This is a genomic window from Rhodococcus sp. P14 (assembly GCF_000256505.1).
Lineage (GTDB): Bacteria > Actinomycetota > Actinomycetes > Mycobacteriales > Mycobacteriaceae > Rhodococcus > Rhodococcus ruber.
On record NZ_AJFC01000038.1, the window covers coordinates 15,650 to 30,873 of the forward strand.

The following is a 15,224-nucleotide window of genomic DNA, read 5'->3' on the forward strand; positions in this document are numbered from 1 at the left end:
TCACCGGCGGTACCCCGCGGTTCTCACACGAGCCGGGTCGCGCCTGCCCTTCGGGGCAGCCGGCCCGGCTCGCGCCGTTTCCTACGATCCAGCGACGTGACCGAATGTCACATCCGGTCGATCGAATCGACTGGATGTCACATTCGGCCCGCCGGCAGCCAGGGCGAGCGCCGGCAGAGCCGCGACGGCCAGGTCCACGAACTCCTCGCGGGTGAGCTGCGGGTCCCGCAGCCAGGCGATCGTGGTGTCCTCGACGAACGCGATCCAGCCGCGCACCGCCAGGGTTACGGCGGGGCCGGCGTCGATGCCGATGCGGTGCAGGTGCGCGACGGTACGTTCGACCATCGCGGTGCGGGTGTCCTCGAAGACCTGTCGCATGTCCGGATCCCCGCTCGCGGTGCCGCGCAGCATCGACAGGTAGGTGTCGCGGTGGTCGGTGACGTAGTCGACGTACGCGACGATCGTGCCGCGCAGCATGTCCATCGGTTCGAGGCTGTCGTCGGGTGCGGTGCGCTCGAGCATGTCGCGGCTGGTGTGCCGGACGAGTTCGACGTGGAAGTCGTGCTTGGACGCGAAGTAGTGGAACAGCAGCCCGCGCGACACCCCGGCCTGATCGGCGATCTCCTCCACGGAGATCTGCTCGAGCGGCCGTTCGGCGAGCAGCTGGACGCCGAGGTCGACGAGCTGGGCCCGGCGCTCGGCAGGACTGAGCCTGGTGCGCTTGACGATGTTGCCCTTCACAGGTGCCATGCAAACATTCTTGTTGAATCGTAGTCAACAGCTATTGACCCCCACTCAGTATGGCCCTACGCTCATTTACATGAGTCTTCCGGTAACAGACACCATCGCCACCGATGCGCACCCGCGTCAGGTCGACACGCTGATCATCGGCAGCGGGTTCGCCGGACTCGGCGCCGCCGTCCGACTGACGCAGGCCGGCAAGGACTTCGTGGTCCTCGAACGCGGCTCGGAGGTCGGCGGCACCTGGCGCGACAACACGTACCCGGGCGCCGCGTGCGACGTTCCCTCCAATCTGTACTCCTACTCGTTCGCCCTGAACCCGGGCTGGACGCGGTCCTTCTCGCCTCAGCCCGAGATCCAGGCCTACATCGCCTCGATCGCCGACAAGTACGACGTGCGCCGCCGCACCGTCTTCGGCTGCGACGTGCAGACCGTCCGCTGGAACGACGCCACCCACCGGTGGGACGTGCAGACCACCAAGGGCGCGTTCGAGGCCCGGATCGTCGTCTCCGCCGTCGGCGCGCTGTGCGAACCGGCGCTGCCCGACATCGAGGGCATCGACCGGTTCCGGGGCGAGATCTTCCACTCCGCCCGGTGGAACCACGACGCGGACCTCACCGGCAAGCGCGTCGCCGTGATCGGCACCGGCGCCTCCTCGATCCAGATCGTGCCCGCCATCGCCGGCAAGGTCGCCCACCTCGACGTCTACCAGCGCACCGCGCCATGGGTGCTGCCGCGCGCCGACCGCGAGTACACCCCCGTCGAGCGGCTCGCGTTCCGCCACCTGCCCGGATTCCAGCGCCTGTCCCGCGCCCTGCAGTACCTCACCCGCGAGACACAGGTCGTCGGCCTCGCCAAGGCACCGGCGTTCATGAAGCCGCTCGAGCTCGCCGCCCGCACGCACATCCGCCGCCAGATCGCCGACCCCGAGCTGCGCCGCAAGGTCACCCCGGACTTCCAGATCGGCTGCAAGCGGATGCTCATCTCCAACAACTACTACCCCGCGCTGGCCCGCCCGAACGTCGACCTGGTCACCGACGGCATCGCGGAGGTCACCGCGGACGGCATCGTCACCCGCGACGGCACCACCCGGCAGGTCGACGCCATCGTCGTCGCGACCGGTTTCCACGTCACCGACTCGCCCACCTTCGCCGGCATCTTCGGCAAGGACGGCCGCAGTCTCGCCGACGTCTTCGACGCCACCGGCATGCAGGGCTACAAGGGTGCCGCGGTCGCCGGGTTCCCCAACATGTTCTTCCTCGTGGGACCGAACACCGGCCTGGGCCACACTTCGATGGTGTACATGATCGAATCCCAGCTGAACTACGTCGTGGACGCGATCGAGACCATCGACCGCCATCGGATCGGCACCGTCGAGGTGCGCGCCGAGGGGCAGGACGACTACAACCGCAACCTGCAGGACGCCCTGAAGCGCAGCGTGTGGAACAACGGCGGCTGCGCGAGCTGGTACCTCGACAAGCACGGCAACAACACCACCCTGTGGCCGAGCTTTACGTTCGAGTTCCGCCGTATCACCCGGCATTTCGATCTGGATGCCTACCGCAGCGTCGCTGCGGCAGATCTCCCCCCGGTCCCGGCGCAGACGCCGGCGGCCGTTCGTGACACCGATGAGACCGACGCCCGGAAGGTGGCAGCACAGTGAGCGAGTTCGCAGGAAAGGTAGCTGTCATCACCGGCGCCGGATCGGGCATCGGCCGCGCTCTGGCGCTCGAGCTCGCCCGGCGCGGCGCCCGGCTGGCCCTGTCCGACGTCGACACCGTCGGGCTGGAGGAAACCGCGCGCCGGGCCCGCGATCTCGGCGCCGAGGTCAAGGCCGACCACCTCGACGTCACGCAGCGCGAGGCGGTGCTCGACTACGCCGACGCCGTCGCCGCCCACTTCGGCCAGGTCAACCAGATCTACAACAACGCCGGCATCGCCTACCACGGAGAGTTCGAGCGCTCGGAGTTCAAGGACATCGAGCGGATCATGGACGTCGACTTCTGGGGCGTGGTCAACGGCACCAAGGCGTTCCTGCCCCACGTCGTCGCGTCCGGCGACGGACACATCGTCAACGTCTCGAGCCTGTTCGGGCTGCTGTCCATCCCCGGTCAGAGCGCCTACAACTCCGCGAAGTTCGCCGTCCGCGGCTTCACCGAGTCCCTGCGCCAGGAAATGCTGATCGCCGGGCACCCCGTCAAGGTCAGCTGTGTCCATCCCGGCGGCATCAAGACCGCGATCGCCCGCAATGCGGCCGTCCCGGCGGGCGATGACCAGGAGTCCTTCGCCCAGTTCTTCGACCGCAAGCTGGCGCGCACCAGCCCGGAGGACGCGGCCCGCACCATCGTCGAGGGGGTGCGCAAGGGCCGGCCCCGGATACTCGTGGGCGCCGACGCGAAGGTCCTCGACGCCTGGGTACGCGCGGTGGGCCCGTCCTACCAGCGTGTCGTCGCATTCGTCAGTGGCCGCTTCGTGCCCAGGGGCTAGGGTCGCGGTCATGCCACAGCTCCCCCTGCCCGTCGTGCGGGCCGCGTTGCGTCCGGCGTACCGGCTGGCCCTCAACGCCCGGTTGCCGTACTCCGCCCAGCGACGGCTGCTCGAGCTGGTCGCCCCGATCCAGACCCTGCCCGAGGGCACGGTGGTCCGGCAGGTCACGCTCGCGGGCCGGCCGGCCGAACGCGTCACCGTCGGCGCCACCGAACGTCCCACCGCGGTGCTGTACCTGCACGGCGGCGCGTACACGGTGGGCTCCCCCGCCACGCACCGGTCCCTGGCCGCGCACCTGGCCGCGGCCTCGGGTTCGGCGGTCTACGTGCTCGACTACCGGCTGGCTCCCGAGCACCCCTACCCCGCCGCCCTGGACGACGCGGTCGGTGCGTACCTCGAGCTGGTGACCGAGCACGGCGTGACCCCGGGGACCGCCCCGATCGCCGGGGATTCGGCCGGGGGCGGGCTGGCGGTCGCGACGGCGCGACGGCTGATCGACCGGCACGGGGTCCGTCCCGCCGCCCTGGGTCTGATCGCACCGTTGGCCGACCCCGGCTCGCGCGACTTCCCGTTCGACCGGGACACGGTCCTCAACGCCGCCTGGATCTCGGCCTCGGCCCGCGCGTATCTCGGCGGGCACGACGCCGCCGACCCCGGCTACGCGCCCCTGCGGGGAGACCTGAACGGGCTGCCGCCGACGCTGATCCATGTCGGCACCGGCGAGATGCTGTACCCGCAGGTCACCGAGTTCGCCCGCAAGCTCCGCGACGCGGGTGTGGAGGTGACGGTCACCGAGCAGCGCGATCTGTGGCACGTGGCCCATCTGCAGGCCGCGCTGGTGGGTCAGGCCGCCGACGCGGTGGCACAGCTGGGCGGGTTCCTGCGTTCACACGTGCTCGGTGAGCCAGGCCTGCGCGACGACCGCTGAGTCCTCGCCGCCGTCGATCCGGCCGAGCATCTCGGCCAGGTCGGCGGTGGTGAGCTCGCCCGCGACGAGGCTCAGAGCCTCGAGCTGACGTTCCCCCAGGACGTGTTCGCGGAACACGGGGACGACGTTCTGGGCAGCGAACACCGGTGGCTCCGTGGCAGTTGCGTCCTCCGGATCCGTCCCGGGCGCGCGGTCCGGTGCGTCCTCGAGCGCGACCCCCGAGGTGTCGCGCGCGACGACCGAGGTGGTGGTCAGCGCGGCCGCGCTCGCACCCTGCGTGGCCGCGTGCAGCGCCACGTCGTCGTCGCCGGACTCGACACGGCCCGGGACGCAACCTCTTTCGGCCAGGTCCCGCAGGCCGTCGTTCACCTCGAACCCGCCGGACACCGTCACGGTCAGTTCGCCGCACCGGCCGAGAATTCCGGCCACTTCGGTGGTGCCGAGCCGCTCCGCGGTGGCATCGGACACGAGGAGCATCGAACGATCCTGGGCGGCAGCATAATCCGTGATCGCCAGGTCGTCGGGCAGGGAACGGGCGAGGGCCTCGAACACGTCCTCGGCGTCCGTGTCCGGGGCAGCCGGAGCGAAGTACCGCAGCAACCGGCCGGTGTAGTCCGGCACGAGGGTCACCTCGGCCGCGTCCAGCGCCGCCAGGTATCCGGCCCGGTCACCGAGCCCGGTTCGCAGTTCGGTACGGGTTCCGCTTCCGGCCAGGGCGCCGGCGTAGATGCGGGCCAGCAGCTCGCTCGCGACGTCGTCCCCGGATCCGACGACCACCGTGGCGGCATCCGCCGACTCGTCGAGAACCGACGGGCCGCACCCGGTCAGCACCGCGACGGCGACCGTCAGCCCGGCCGCCGTCCGTCCGAATCCCCCGCCGCGCCGTCTCCTCACGTTCCACACGTTGCCCATCCTCGCGCATCCCCGGAAAGCCGAACGCCCCGGCCGGAACCTGGGTGCGGGCTCCGGCCGGGGCGTGCGGTCGATCGCGTCAGTCGGTGACGCCCTCGGCCCGTGCCGCGGCCGCGACGGCCTCGGCGACGGCGGGCGCCACCCGCGGATCGAGAGGGCTCGGGACGATCTTGTCCACGGCCAACTCGTCACCGACGACCGAGAGGATGGCCTCGGCGGCGGCGAGCTTCATGCCCTCGGTGATGCGCCGGGCACCGGCGTCGAGCGCGCCCTTGAACACACCGGGGAAGGCCAGCACGTTGTTGATCTGGTTCGGGAAGTCGCTGCGCCCGGTCGCCACGATCGCGGCGTGCTTGGCGGCGATCGTCGGGTGGATCTCCGGGTCCGGGTTCGACAGCGCGAACACGATCGCACCGTCGGCCATCTCGGCGACGATCTCCTCGGGCACCGTGCCGGCCGAGACGCCGATGAACACGTCCGCACCGCTCAGGGCCTCGATCAGGCCGCCGTGCCGGCCGGCCGGGTTGGTCCGCGCGGCCAGGTCGACCTTGACCTCGTTCAGGTCGGTGCGCTCGCGCGAGACGATGCCCTTCGAGTCCAGCACGGTCACATCCGCGGCGCCGGCGGCGAGCAGGATGTTGGCCACCGCCACGCCGGCCGCGCCGGCACCGGAGATGACGATGCGCAGGCCGGACAGCTCCCGGTTCTGCACCTTGGCCGCACCCTTGAGCGCGGCGAGCGCGACGATCGCGGTGCCGTGCTGGTCGTCGTGCATGACCGGGCAGTCCAGCGCCTCGATCACGCGCTTCTCGATCTCGAAGCAACGCGGGGCCGAGATGTCCTCGAGATTGACCGCGCCGAAGCTCGGGCGCAGCCGGATCAGGGTCTCGACGATCGCGTCGGGGTCCTTGGTGTCGAGGACCAGCGGGATCGAGTTCAGGCCGGCGAACTTCTTGAACAGGGCGGACTTGCCCTCCATCACCGGCAGCGACGCGCGCGGGCCGATGTCACCGAGGCCGAGGACGGCCGAGCCGTCGGAGACGACCACCACCAGGCGGTTGGTCCAGGTGTAGCGGTCGGCGAGGGTCTCGTCGGCCGCGATCGCGCGGGAGACCTGCGCGACGCCGGGCGTGTAGGCGATCGACAGGTCCCGCTGCGTCTCCAGCGGTGCGGTGAGCTCGACGGACAGCTTGCCGTCGACGTGGCTGCCGAAGATTTCCTCGTCGGTCAACTCGACCTTCTGGGGGGTAGGTGCATCAGACACGATTGACACGATGACACTCCTGCTCGAGCCGGAACCACTCGGGTTCCGGTTACTGCGAAGTAGCTGCGCGACGGACATCGGGTGCAGCGCTTCGCCAAGGACATTTCGGTGAAGCTTCCGGGCGCGATCACGGTTACCGCTGTACAACGCTGTACGACTTCCGGAGCGTGATGGCGCCGAGGCGGGTGAGCCCTGGCGACGAGCCCTCTACAGGGTCTGCCATCTTCGTCCGGCTTCGAGGCGGTGGCACCGAGGCCGGATTGAGGAAAAGTTTGCCACCTTCACAAGCCAACAATCAAATCGGTATTTCTTGCGAATGTCTCACGATTTTCGGCGCTCACCTGTGAGTTTGGACAGCCGAGCCGCAATGTCGACCCCACGATCGGGGTCGTTCCGAGGCAAAAGCCCGAGATGCCGACCGGTTACCTGCCGGTAACGCACGGGGGTCCGAACGTCAGCCCCACCACTGGGTGAACATCAGAACCGCGCCCGTGAGATAGACCACAGCCACGCCCGCGACCGCGGCGAGACCACGCCGGCGGTCCGCGAACAGCTGCGCGGCCGTGGCGACGAGCGCCGCGACGACGTGCGCGGACAGCGACGCCGAACCCGGCCCCGGGAAATCCCGCTTGTCCCCCAGGTACTGCGCCACCCAGACCACCGCTGTCAGGACGATCACCGCGCCGCACACCACACCCGACAGGGCTCGCAGTCCCCGCACGACGAACCCGTCCCGACTCGGCGTCCCACCGCGGGGCGATGCCGCCGCGGGCGCCTCGTAGGCGTCGCGCCCGGAGCGGTGAGCGGAGTCGTCGTAGAAGTCGTCGTGCCCGACGGCGCGGTCGTCGCGGCGCGCCGGGCGGCCCCAGGTGCTCATCCCTCGAGCACCTCGACCCCGGTGGCCCGTGCCGTCAGCGCCTCGAACGCCTCGGCGTCCGTCGTGTACCGGCCGAGCGGGACGGCCTTGTTGCCGCCGTGGTAGTCGGACGACCCCGTGACGAACAGATCGAGCTTCGCCGCCATGTCCCGCATGAGCTGCGCGTCGGCCGGAGCGTGGTCCGGATGGTCCGCCTCGAGGCCGCCGAGGCCCAGTTCCGCGAGTTCCTCGATGTGGTCGAGTGCGAGCAGCCGGCCCCGGGACCGGGCACGGGCATGCGCCACGACGGTGACACCGCCGGAGTCGGCGACCATGCGCACGGCCTCCGACAGCGGAGTGTCCGCCTTGGTGACGTAGTAGCGACCCCGCGACGACAGCAGGTCCGCGAACGCGGCCTCGATGCTCGGAACGACCCCCGCCTCCACCAGCGCGCGCGCCAGGTGCGGCCGCCCGGCCACCGGACCGGCGGCGGTGACGATCCGTTCGGGATCGACGGGCAGCCCGTCGGCGGCCATCCGCTCGGCCATCGCCCGGATACGGCCCACCCGCTCCCCGCGCAGGCGCTCCCGCTCGACCGCGAACGCCTCGTTCCGCGGGTCGAACAGGTAGGCGAGCAGATGCACCGCCACGGGCCGGCCGTCCTCACCGCGTCCGGTGCACGACATCTCCATGCCGCGGATCAGCCGCAGTCCCGCAGGCAGGGCGTCGGCCGCCGCGTCCCAGCCGGCGGTGGTGTCGTGGTCGGTCAGGGCGACCACGTCGAGCCCGGCCTCGACCGCGGCACGGACGAGTCCCGCCGGGGTGTCGGTCCCGTCGGAGGCCAGCGAGTGGGTATGCAGATCGATACGCACCCCACCAGTGTGTCAGGTGCCGTCGTGCGGCCCCGGCGGGCGGTCCGGGGCGGGTTAGCATGACGCTGCGACCGCCCGGACGGGCCGGAGCGTGCTGCGCGGAAGGGAACCGATGCCGAACCTGCCCTCGCACCCGTCGCGCCGGACCGGCGCCCCGGCGTCCACCCTGCGCGTCCCCGCCGAGCGGGCGGTGGTGGACTGCGCCGTCTACGTCGACGGCGTGCGGCTGCCGGGCCGTTACGCCCACGGCGCGGCGCTCGAGGAGGTGCGCCGGCGCGGCGCCGGATTCGTGTGGCTCGGCCTGCACGAGCCCGACGAACAGCAGATGACGAGCGTGGGCCGCACGTTCGGGCTGCACGAACTGACGGTCGAGGACGCCGTGCACGCGCATCAGCGGCCCAAGCTCGAACGCTACGACGACGTGACGTTCCTCGTGCTGCGGACCGTGAACTACGTCGAACACGAGTCGGTGACCACGACCAAGGAGATCGTCGAGACCGGCGAGATCATGCTCTTCTGCGGCCGGGACTTCGTCGTCAGCGTCCGCCACGGCGACCACTCCGCGCTGGCGGACGTGCGGCATCGGCTCGAGGCCGCCCCGGAGCGGCTGGCGCTGGGTCCGTCGTCGGTGCTGCACGCCGTCGCCGACCACGTCGTGGACACGTACCTCGCCGTGGTCGACGCCGTGCAGCCGGACATCGACGACCTCGAGGAACTGGTGTTCACGCCCGACACCCGCATCGCGGTGGAGCAGATCTATCTGCTCAAGCGGGAGATCGTGGAACTGCGACGGGCGGTGCTCCCCCTCGCGACGCCGCTGCGCCAGCTGACCCGCGGCGCGGGCAATCCGGTGCCCAAGGAGGTGCGGCGCTACTTCCGGGACGTCGCCGATCATCACACCAAAGTGGCCGAGCGCATCGCGGACTACGACGAGACGCTGAGCACCCTCGTCGATGCCGCGATCGCGAAGGTGACGGTGCAGCAGAACACCGACATGCGCCGGATCTCGGCGTGGGTGGCGATCGCGGCCGTGCCCACGATGATCGCCGGGATCTACGGGATGAACTTCGACAACATGCCCGAACTGCACTGGGAGCACGGGTACTTCGTGGTCATCGGGGCGATCGTCGCGATCACCGTCGGCCTGTTCGTCACCTTCCGCCGCAACAAATGGCTCTGATCACCGCGGCGCGGGACCGCCTGACGCCGGTCGCTTCCGCAGGGCACACCCGTGGGACGTGGGTGCTCGCGGCGGCCCTCGTCCTGATCGTCCTGCAGCTGGCGGTGCGCTCCCTGCTCGCGTTCGGCGGGCAGTTCTACTGGGACGACCTGATTCTGGTCGGACGGGCGGGCCTGCACCCGCTGCTGTCGTTCGAGTTGCTCGGCTACGACCACGACGGCCATCTCATGCCGGGTGCGTTCGTGGTGGCCGACGTGATCACGAGCCTCGCACCGCTGCAGTGGTGGCCGGCGGCTGCGACGCTCGTGGCCGGCCAGGCGTTGGCGTCGCTGGCCGTGCTGCGCGTGCTGTGGTTGCTGCTCGGACCGCGGCAGGCGCTGCTCGGCCCGCTGCTGTTCTACCTGTTCACGCCCCTGACGCTGCCGGCGTTCGCGTGGTGGGCGGCGGGCCTGAATTCGCTGCCGCTGCAGGCGGGCCTGGCGTGGGTGGCCGGCGACGCGATCCGTGCGGCGCGCACGGGCCGGCTCCGCTACGCGCTGAGCGGGACGGCGGTCACCGGCGTCGCACTGCTGTTCTTCGAGAAGTCGGTGCTGGTACCGGCGGTGGCCTTCGCGACCGTCGCGCTGATGTACGGGTTGGACGGCCACCCCCGGCCGGTGCGCACCGCGGCGCGACGCGCGGCGCCGCTGTGGCTCGGCTCGGCGCTGGTCCTCGCGGCCTGGGCGGCGGCGTACCTGTCCCTCGTCGAGTCCCGGTTCGGGGCGCCGACGGGCGACATGGTCCGGGGGCTGACGCACCACGGTGTCTCGTTCGGGGTGCTGCCGGCGCTGCTGGGCGGGCCGTGGCGATGGGACCGCTGGAATCCGGGACCGCCGTGGGCGGATCCGCCGACCGGGCTCGTCGTGGCGGCCTGGGCCGCGGTGCTCGCCGTCCTGGTGTGGTCGCTGCGGCGCAGCCGGCGCACGGGCTGGGTGTGGGCCGCGACGGCCGCCTACGTGGCGGCCTCGACGGCCGCGATGATCACCACCCGCTTCGGCCCGGACACGACGTACGAACTGGCCCAGACCCTGCGCTACCACACCGACACGGCCGTGGTCGTCGCGATCGGAACGGCCCTGATCCTGCGCGCCGGCCCACGCGACGACCCGCGGCGCGCACCCGCGCGGCGGATCGTCGCCGCCGGGTGCGCGGTGGTCTTCACGGCGAGCTGTCTGTGGTCCACGACGACCTTCGCGCGCACCTGGGCCGACAACCCCACCGGCGCCTACCTGGCCGCCGCGAGGTCCGCGCTCACCGCACGCCCCGACGTGCCGATCCTCGACCATCCCGTGTCGGTGTGGGTGCTCCTGCCGGTCACCCACCCCCACAACCTCCTGAGCCGGGTGTTCTCGCCGTTGCCGGGACGCGCCGAGATCGGCGCCGTCACCACCGAACTGCAGGTGCTCGACGACCGGGGACGACTCGTGCCGGCGGAACTCGTTCCGGTGCGGCACGTGCTGCCCGGTCCGGTGTCCGACTGCGGGCATCTGCTCACCGAGTCGAGGACGACCGTGCTGCCCGCCGACACGGCGCTCGTGGGCGGGGAGTGGACGGTGCAGCTGAACTACCGCGCCTCCGCGGACGGCGAGATCGAGGTGGGGTTTCCCGCCGCCCCGCGGGTGCGGGTACCGGTCACCGAGGGACTGGGCACGGCCTACGCACGGGTCCCGGGCGCAGGCACCGGGCTGCAGGCCCGCTCGGCATCGGCGGGACTCGACGTGTGCCTGGCGGGGGGCCCGATCGGCGTCGTCGTCCCGCGCTGACCGCGCCCGTCACATTCGGGCTCCCGTCACATTCGGGCTCCCGTCACATTCGGGCCGGGGCGCGGTTCGGGTCCCGCACGTCGATGCCGGCCTCCGACCACGCCTCGCGCAGCGCGTCGCCGCCGCGCAACCGCTTCCACGCGGCCTCGGTGCCCGTCAGCGGGATCACCTCGAAGAACCGCACCGGGTCGGCGGGCTCGGGCAGTACCAGTTCGGGGACGTCGCTCGGCTCGAGCATCACCGCGGTGAAGGGTGCCCCCTGCCACAACGGCTCCCCCAGGTCGAGCAGGGCGTCGTCGGTGAGAACGACGCCCTCCACCGCGGGCAGTGCCGCGAGCGTCGCGAGCGTGCGGACCAGCCCCGGCAGAGTGCCGGTGAGGCCGCGCATGCTCAGAATCAGTTCGGCGCGCGGCCCCCGCGTCGGGTCGGCGACCGTCGCGGTGGGGTCGCCCATCGGATGCCGCGAACACCCCAGGGTCGCGAACCGCACGAGGTCCGGCTGTTCCACGCGGAACCGCAGCACCTCGACGGGTTCGAGTCCGAGGAACGTCACGGACGCCGTCTCCGGCTCGGCGCCCCCGAAGCGGGCGCTGAGATGGGCACGGACGGCGGGCAGCACGGCGTCGATCACCCCTGCAATGTAGACCCGGCGCGGGGCTCGTGCCGCCGGTGCGTCCCGCACCGATCCGGGTCACCGGGAGCCCGTCCGCCGGTACCGTCGTGTCATGGTGCGAGACACCGGCTTCCCCGGCGCCGATGCCGGCGACGACTTCTCCCGGCAGCGCCGGCGCGCCGAGTACGCGCGACTGATCGCCTGGCTTCGCCGCGAACCCGGGGACGTCAACGCCGTGCTGCCGTTCGACGCCGTCGTGCGGGCGCTGGGCAGGGTCGGGGAACGGCGTCTGGGGCTGCAGAGCATCGACGTGGCCTCGATCGTCGGCAGCGTGGACCGGACCGAGGATTTCGACCGGCGGTTCCGGCCCACGTCGGCCCGGCTGCGCCAGCGATGGGAGAAGCTGGCCACGGCCCGCCGCCGGGGCGAGGCCGTGCCGCCGATCACGGTGTACCGGGTCGGGTCGATGCACTTCGTGGTGGACGGGCACCACCGCGTCTCCATCGCCTACGCCCGCGGGGACGCGACCATCGACGCCTACGTGACCGAGATCGTCACCCGGATCTCGCCCGAGGGGGTGAGCCAGCACTCGGACCTGATGCGGAAGGACCACTACCGGATGTTCCTGAGCCGGGTGCCACTCACCGGCGAGCGGCGCGACGCGGTGACCGTCCGGGACCCGTGGGACTACGCCGAGCTGGCCGAGTGCATCGAGGCGTGGGGTTTCCGGCTCATGCAGGAGCGCGGCGAGTTCCTCACCCGCGACGTGGTGGCGCAGCGCTGGTTCGACGAGGAGTTCGTGCCCGTGGTCGACATGGTGCGGGCGGCGGGGATGCTGCGCACCCGAACCGACGCCGAGGCGTACCTGTGGCTGGCCGGCGAACGGTACCGGCTCGTGCGGCGGCACGTGTGGAACGAGGAGATCATCGAGCGGCTGAAGCGGCGGGCCCCCCGGTGAGCGCACGCCGGCCGGTTTGATCCCGCGGCGCCGGAGGTATGCCCCCGGCAGCCACCGAGGGCGTCCGCCGGACGCGCGGACGCCCGGGCCGGTCGAGCAGCGTGCCGGCGCCGGTCCGCGCGGGGGGGACCCCGCGCTCCGTACCCTGGTCGGCAGGACCGGGCCCACGACAGGAGAACGCGCTTGACGGCGACCGTGCAGGACGCAGCGGACACCACCCGGGACGTCCGGACCGAGCTGAGCGCGGCCGCGCGCCGCGTGTTCGGCTGGAAGGAGCTGCGTCCCGGCCAGCTCGACGCGATGGAACCACTGGTGCAGGGCCGGGACGTGCTCGCGGTGATGGCCACCGGATCGGGCAAGTCGGCGATCTACCAGGTGCCGGCGCTGCTGATCGAGGGCACCACCCTGGTGATCTCCCCGCTCATCGCGCTGCAGAACGATCAGATCGCGGGGCTCGACGCCACCTCGGCGCCGGACGCGGTCGCGATCAACTCCCGGCAGCGGGCGTCGGAGACCGCAGCCGCGTGGGAGACGATCCGTGAGCGCACCGTGGAGTACGTCTTCCTGGCGCCGGAACAGCTCGCCAACGACGAGGTGGTGGCCCGACTCGCCGCCGCCCGCGTCTCCCTCGTGGTAGTCGACGAGGCGCACTGCGTGTCCGCGTGGGGTCACGACTTCCGGCCCGACTACCTGCGCCTGGCCGATGCGCTCGACCGCCTCGGCCGGCCCCCGGTGGTGGCGCTCACGGCCACCGCGTCGCGCCACCGCGTCGCCGCCGGTGCGGCAGGAGATCGTCGAGGAGCTGCGCCTGCGCGACCCGGTGGTCATCGCCAGCGGGTTCGACCGGCCCAACATCGACCTGGCCGTCGAGCGGTACACCGCCGACGCCGACAAGCGCCGGGCGGTGGTCGAGACCGTCGCCGGACTCGAGACCCCCGGGCTGGTGTACACCGCGACCCGCAAGGACGCCGAGTTCTACGCGGCCGAGCTGACCGAACGGGGACTGCGGGCGGCCGCGTACCACGCCGGTCTGCCGGCGGCCACGCGCGAGCGGGTGCACCACGGATTCCTCGACGACGAACTCGAGGTGGTGGTGGCGACCTCCGCGTTCGGCATGGGCATCGACAAGCCCGACGTGCGGTTCGTCGCCCACGCCTCCGCGCCGGATTCCGTGGACAGCTACTACCAGCAGATCGGCCGCGCCGGCCGCGACGGGCTCGAGGCGAAGGCGCTGCTGTTCTACCGGCCCGAGGACCTGTCGCTCGCGAAGTTCTTCACCACCCACCGCCCGGACGAGGACCTGCTCGGCCGGGCCTTCACCGCGCTGGCGCGCGCGAAGTCACCGAAACGACTGAAAAGCCTTCGCGCCGAACTGGATATCCGGGGACGAACCCTCACCAACGCGGTCAACCTGCTCGAACGCGCGGGTGTGGTCTCCTCGGGACGCAAGGGGCTCACCGCACGCACCGTCGAGGTGGAGATCGCCGTCCGCCGCGCGGCCGAGGTGGCCGCGGTCGGTGAACGGATGGACCGCTCGCGCGTGGAGATGATGCGGGGCTACGCCGAAACCCGTGGCTGCCGCAGGCAGTTCCTGCTCGGGTACTTCGGCGAGTCGCTACCCGATCCGTGCGGGCACTGTGACTGCTGCCGCGAGGGAATCCACGAGCACCGACCGGAATCGCCGAAACACGGCCCTTACGAGCCGATTCCGCTGCACACCCGAGTGGTGCACGCGCAGTGGGGTCCCGGCGAGGTGATGAGCGCGGAGCCGGACCGGATCACCGTGCTGTTCGACGAGTACGGCTACCGCACGCTGTCGCTCGAGGCGGTGGAGGAGCACGATCTGCTGCGCCCCGAGAACTCGGAGCCCGAACCGGAGCCGGACATCGCCTGACGGATCCCAGGGGGCGCCCCGTAAATCCGCCCGCGACTTCGGAATCCGCCCCCGCCGTGGCGTGGGCGGATTCCGAACCGGCGCGGTAATCCTGCCCCACCCTCGGACGGCGGCCCTCACTCGACGCTCTGCTGCGCCTTCGCGTAGGCGAACTGGAGGAAGTCTGCCCCGGCGAGGGCGGCGAACAGCCCGGCGACGAGCCGGGTCGGACGCGGTGCGAAGACCATTCCGATGGTGAAGAACGTCGCGACCCACATGTCGAAGCAGAAGGGGCAGCTCAGCAACTCGCCCAGGCTGTGCCGGAGACTGTTGCTCGGTCCGCGGACCTCCTCCATCACCTCGGCCGGGCCGCCCTGCTCCTTGTAGCGCGTGAAGGGCGCGCGAATGGGGCTGGTCACCGCGTCCTTCGTCACCGTGCGCGACAGCTTGTGCGTGCCGAGGGCGAGCACGACGAGGTCCTGCCCGCTCAGACGCTCCGGCAGTCGACGCCCGGTGACCACCGCGGCGATCACCGCGACGGTGACCAGCGTGCTGTACCCGGCGAGGACCTTCGTGTAGCCCCGGAGGGGTATGTCCTCCCCGCCGGTGTACTCGCGGGTCTGTTCGCGGACGGCGTCGACGAGGTCGACGGACGTCTCGGTCTGATTGCTCATCTGCTTCTCCTGCACGTAGCTCGGTCCGCGCAGTAGTACCCACGCACGGCTGTACCCACGCACG

13 protein-coding genes and 1 pseudogene are annotated in these 15,224 nt (G+C 71.4%); 7 read left to right on the plus strand and 7 right to left on the minus strand.

Features of this window, described 5'->3' with window-relative positions:
- Window positions 1-81 precede the first annotated feature (81 nt).
- Window positions 82-750: a TetR/AcrR family transcriptional regulator gene (locus OEY_RS0102735; protein WP_010592418.1), complete on the minus strand. Its 669-nt coding sequence runs from the start codon at window positions 748-750 to the stop codon at window positions 82-84.
- Between the two features lie 70 nt (window positions 751-820).
- On the opposite strand from OEY_RS0102735, the gene OEY_RS0102740 reads away from it, so the two are divergent.
- From OEY_RS0102740 to OEY_RS0102750, 3 genes are read left to right on the plus strand one after another with little or no spacing between them, the layout of a single operon-like run.
- Window positions 821-2,404: a flavin-containing monooxygenase gene (locus OEY_RS0102740; protein WP_010592419.1), complete on the plus strand. Its 1,584-nt coding sequence runs from the start codon at window positions 821-823 to the stop codon at window positions 2,402-2,404.
- Window positions 2,401-3,228, plus strand: a complete 828-nt coding sequence (locus tag OEY_RS0102745) for an SDR family NAD(P)-dependent oxidoreductase (protein ID WP_010592420.1) — start codon at window positions 2,401-2,403, stop codon at window positions 3,226-3,228. The genes OEY_RS0102740 and OEY_RS0102745 overlap by 4 nt, the downstream gene beginning before the upstream one ends.
- A gap of 10 nt (window positions 3,229-3,238) precedes the next feature.
- Window positions 3,239-4,156, plus strand: a complete 918-nt coding sequence (locus tag OEY_RS0102750; protein WP_010592421.1) for an alpha/beta hydrolase — start codon at window positions 3,239-3,241, stop codon at window positions 4,154-4,156.
- Here OEY_RS0102750 and OEY_RS0102755 read toward each other — a convergent pair.
- The 4 genes from OEY_RS0102755 to OEY_RS0102770 all read right to left on the minus strand — a co-directional run bounded on the left by OEY_RS0102755 (window position 4,115) and on the right by OEY_RS0102770 (window position 8,060).
- Window positions 4,115-5,050, minus strand: coding sequence for a glycine betaine ABC transporter substrate-binding protein (locus OEY_RS0102755; RefSeq protein WP_228287171.1), 936 nt, complete (start codon window positions 5,048-5,050; stop codon window positions 4,115-4,117). The genes OEY_RS0102750 and OEY_RS0102755 overlap by 42 nt on opposite strands.
- Window positions 5,051-5,147: 97 nt before the next feature.
- Window positions 5,148-6,341: an NAD(P)-dependent malic enzyme gene (locus OEY_RS0102760; RefSeq protein ID WP_026138053.1), complete on the minus strand. Its 1,194-nt coding sequence runs from the start codon at window positions 6,339-6,341 to the stop codon at window positions 5,148-5,150.
- Between the two features lie 445 nt (window positions 6,342-6,786).
- Window positions 6,787-7,209, minus strand: coding sequence for a hypothetical protein (locus tag OEY_RS0102765; protein ID WP_010592424.1), 423 nt, complete (start codon window positions 7,207-7,209; stop codon window positions 6,787-6,789).
- Window positions 7,206-8,060: a PHP domain-containing protein gene (locus OEY_RS0102770; protein ID WP_010592425.1), complete on the minus strand. Its 855-nt coding sequence runs from the start codon at window positions 8,058-8,060 to the stop codon at window positions 7,206-7,208. Before OEY_RS0102770 ends, OEY_RS0102765 begins: the two co-directional genes overlap by 4 nt.
- 112 nt (window positions 8,061-8,172) lie before the next feature.
- Here OEY_RS0102770 and corA point away from each other — a divergent pair, with 112 nt between their 5' ends.
- Window positions 8,173-9,240 (plus strand): magnesium/cobalt transporter CorA, encoded by a 1,068-nt coding sequence (gene corA, locus OEY_RS0102775; RefSeq protein ID WP_010592426.1) that lies wholly within the window; start codon window positions 8,173-8,175, stop codon window positions 9,238-9,240.
- Window positions 9,231-11,042, plus strand: coding sequence for a hypothetical protein (locus OEY_RS0102780; protein WP_010592427.1), 1,812 nt, complete (start codon window positions 9,231-9,233; stop codon window positions 11,040-11,042). Before corA ends, OEY_RS0102780 begins: the two co-directional genes overlap by 10 nt.
- Before the next feature lie 43 nt (window positions 11,043-11,085).
- Here the strand turns inward: OEY_RS0102780 and OEY_RS0102785 are convergent, their stop codons facing one another.
- Window positions 11,086-11,673 carry a suppressor of fused domain protein gene (locus tag OEY_RS0102785; RefSeq protein WP_010592428.1) on the minus strand — a complete coding sequence of 196 codons (588 nt, stop codon included), beginning with the start codon at window positions 11,671-11,673 and terminating at the stop codon, window positions 11,086-11,088.
- Window positions 11,674-11,767: 94 nt separating this feature from the next.
- On the opposite strand from OEY_RS0102785, the gene OEY_RS0102790 reads away from it, so the two are divergent.
- Both OEY_RS0102790 and OEY_RS27960 read left to right on the plus strand, forming a co-directional pair.
- Window positions 11,768-12,613, plus strand: a complete 846-nt coding sequence (locus tag OEY_RS0102790; protein WP_010592429.1) for a ParB N-terminal domain-containing protein — start codon at window positions 11,768-11,770, stop codon at window positions 12,611-12,613.
- Window positions 12,614-12,796: 183 nt separating this feature from the next.
- Window positions 12,797-14,507 (plus strand): annotated as a pseudogene (locus tag OEY_RS27960) (RecQ family ATP-dependent DNA helicase).
- 116 nt (window positions 14,508-14,623) lie between these two features.
- Here the strand turns inward: OEY_RS27960 and OEY_RS0102800 are convergent.
- Complete coding sequence (locus tag OEY_RS0102800) at window positions 14,624-15,160, minus strand: DUF1360 domain-containing protein (RefSeq protein WP_026138052.1); 537 nt, start codon at window positions 15,158-15,160, stop codon at window positions 14,624-14,626.
- Window positions 15,161-15,224: the final 64 nt, after the last annotated feature.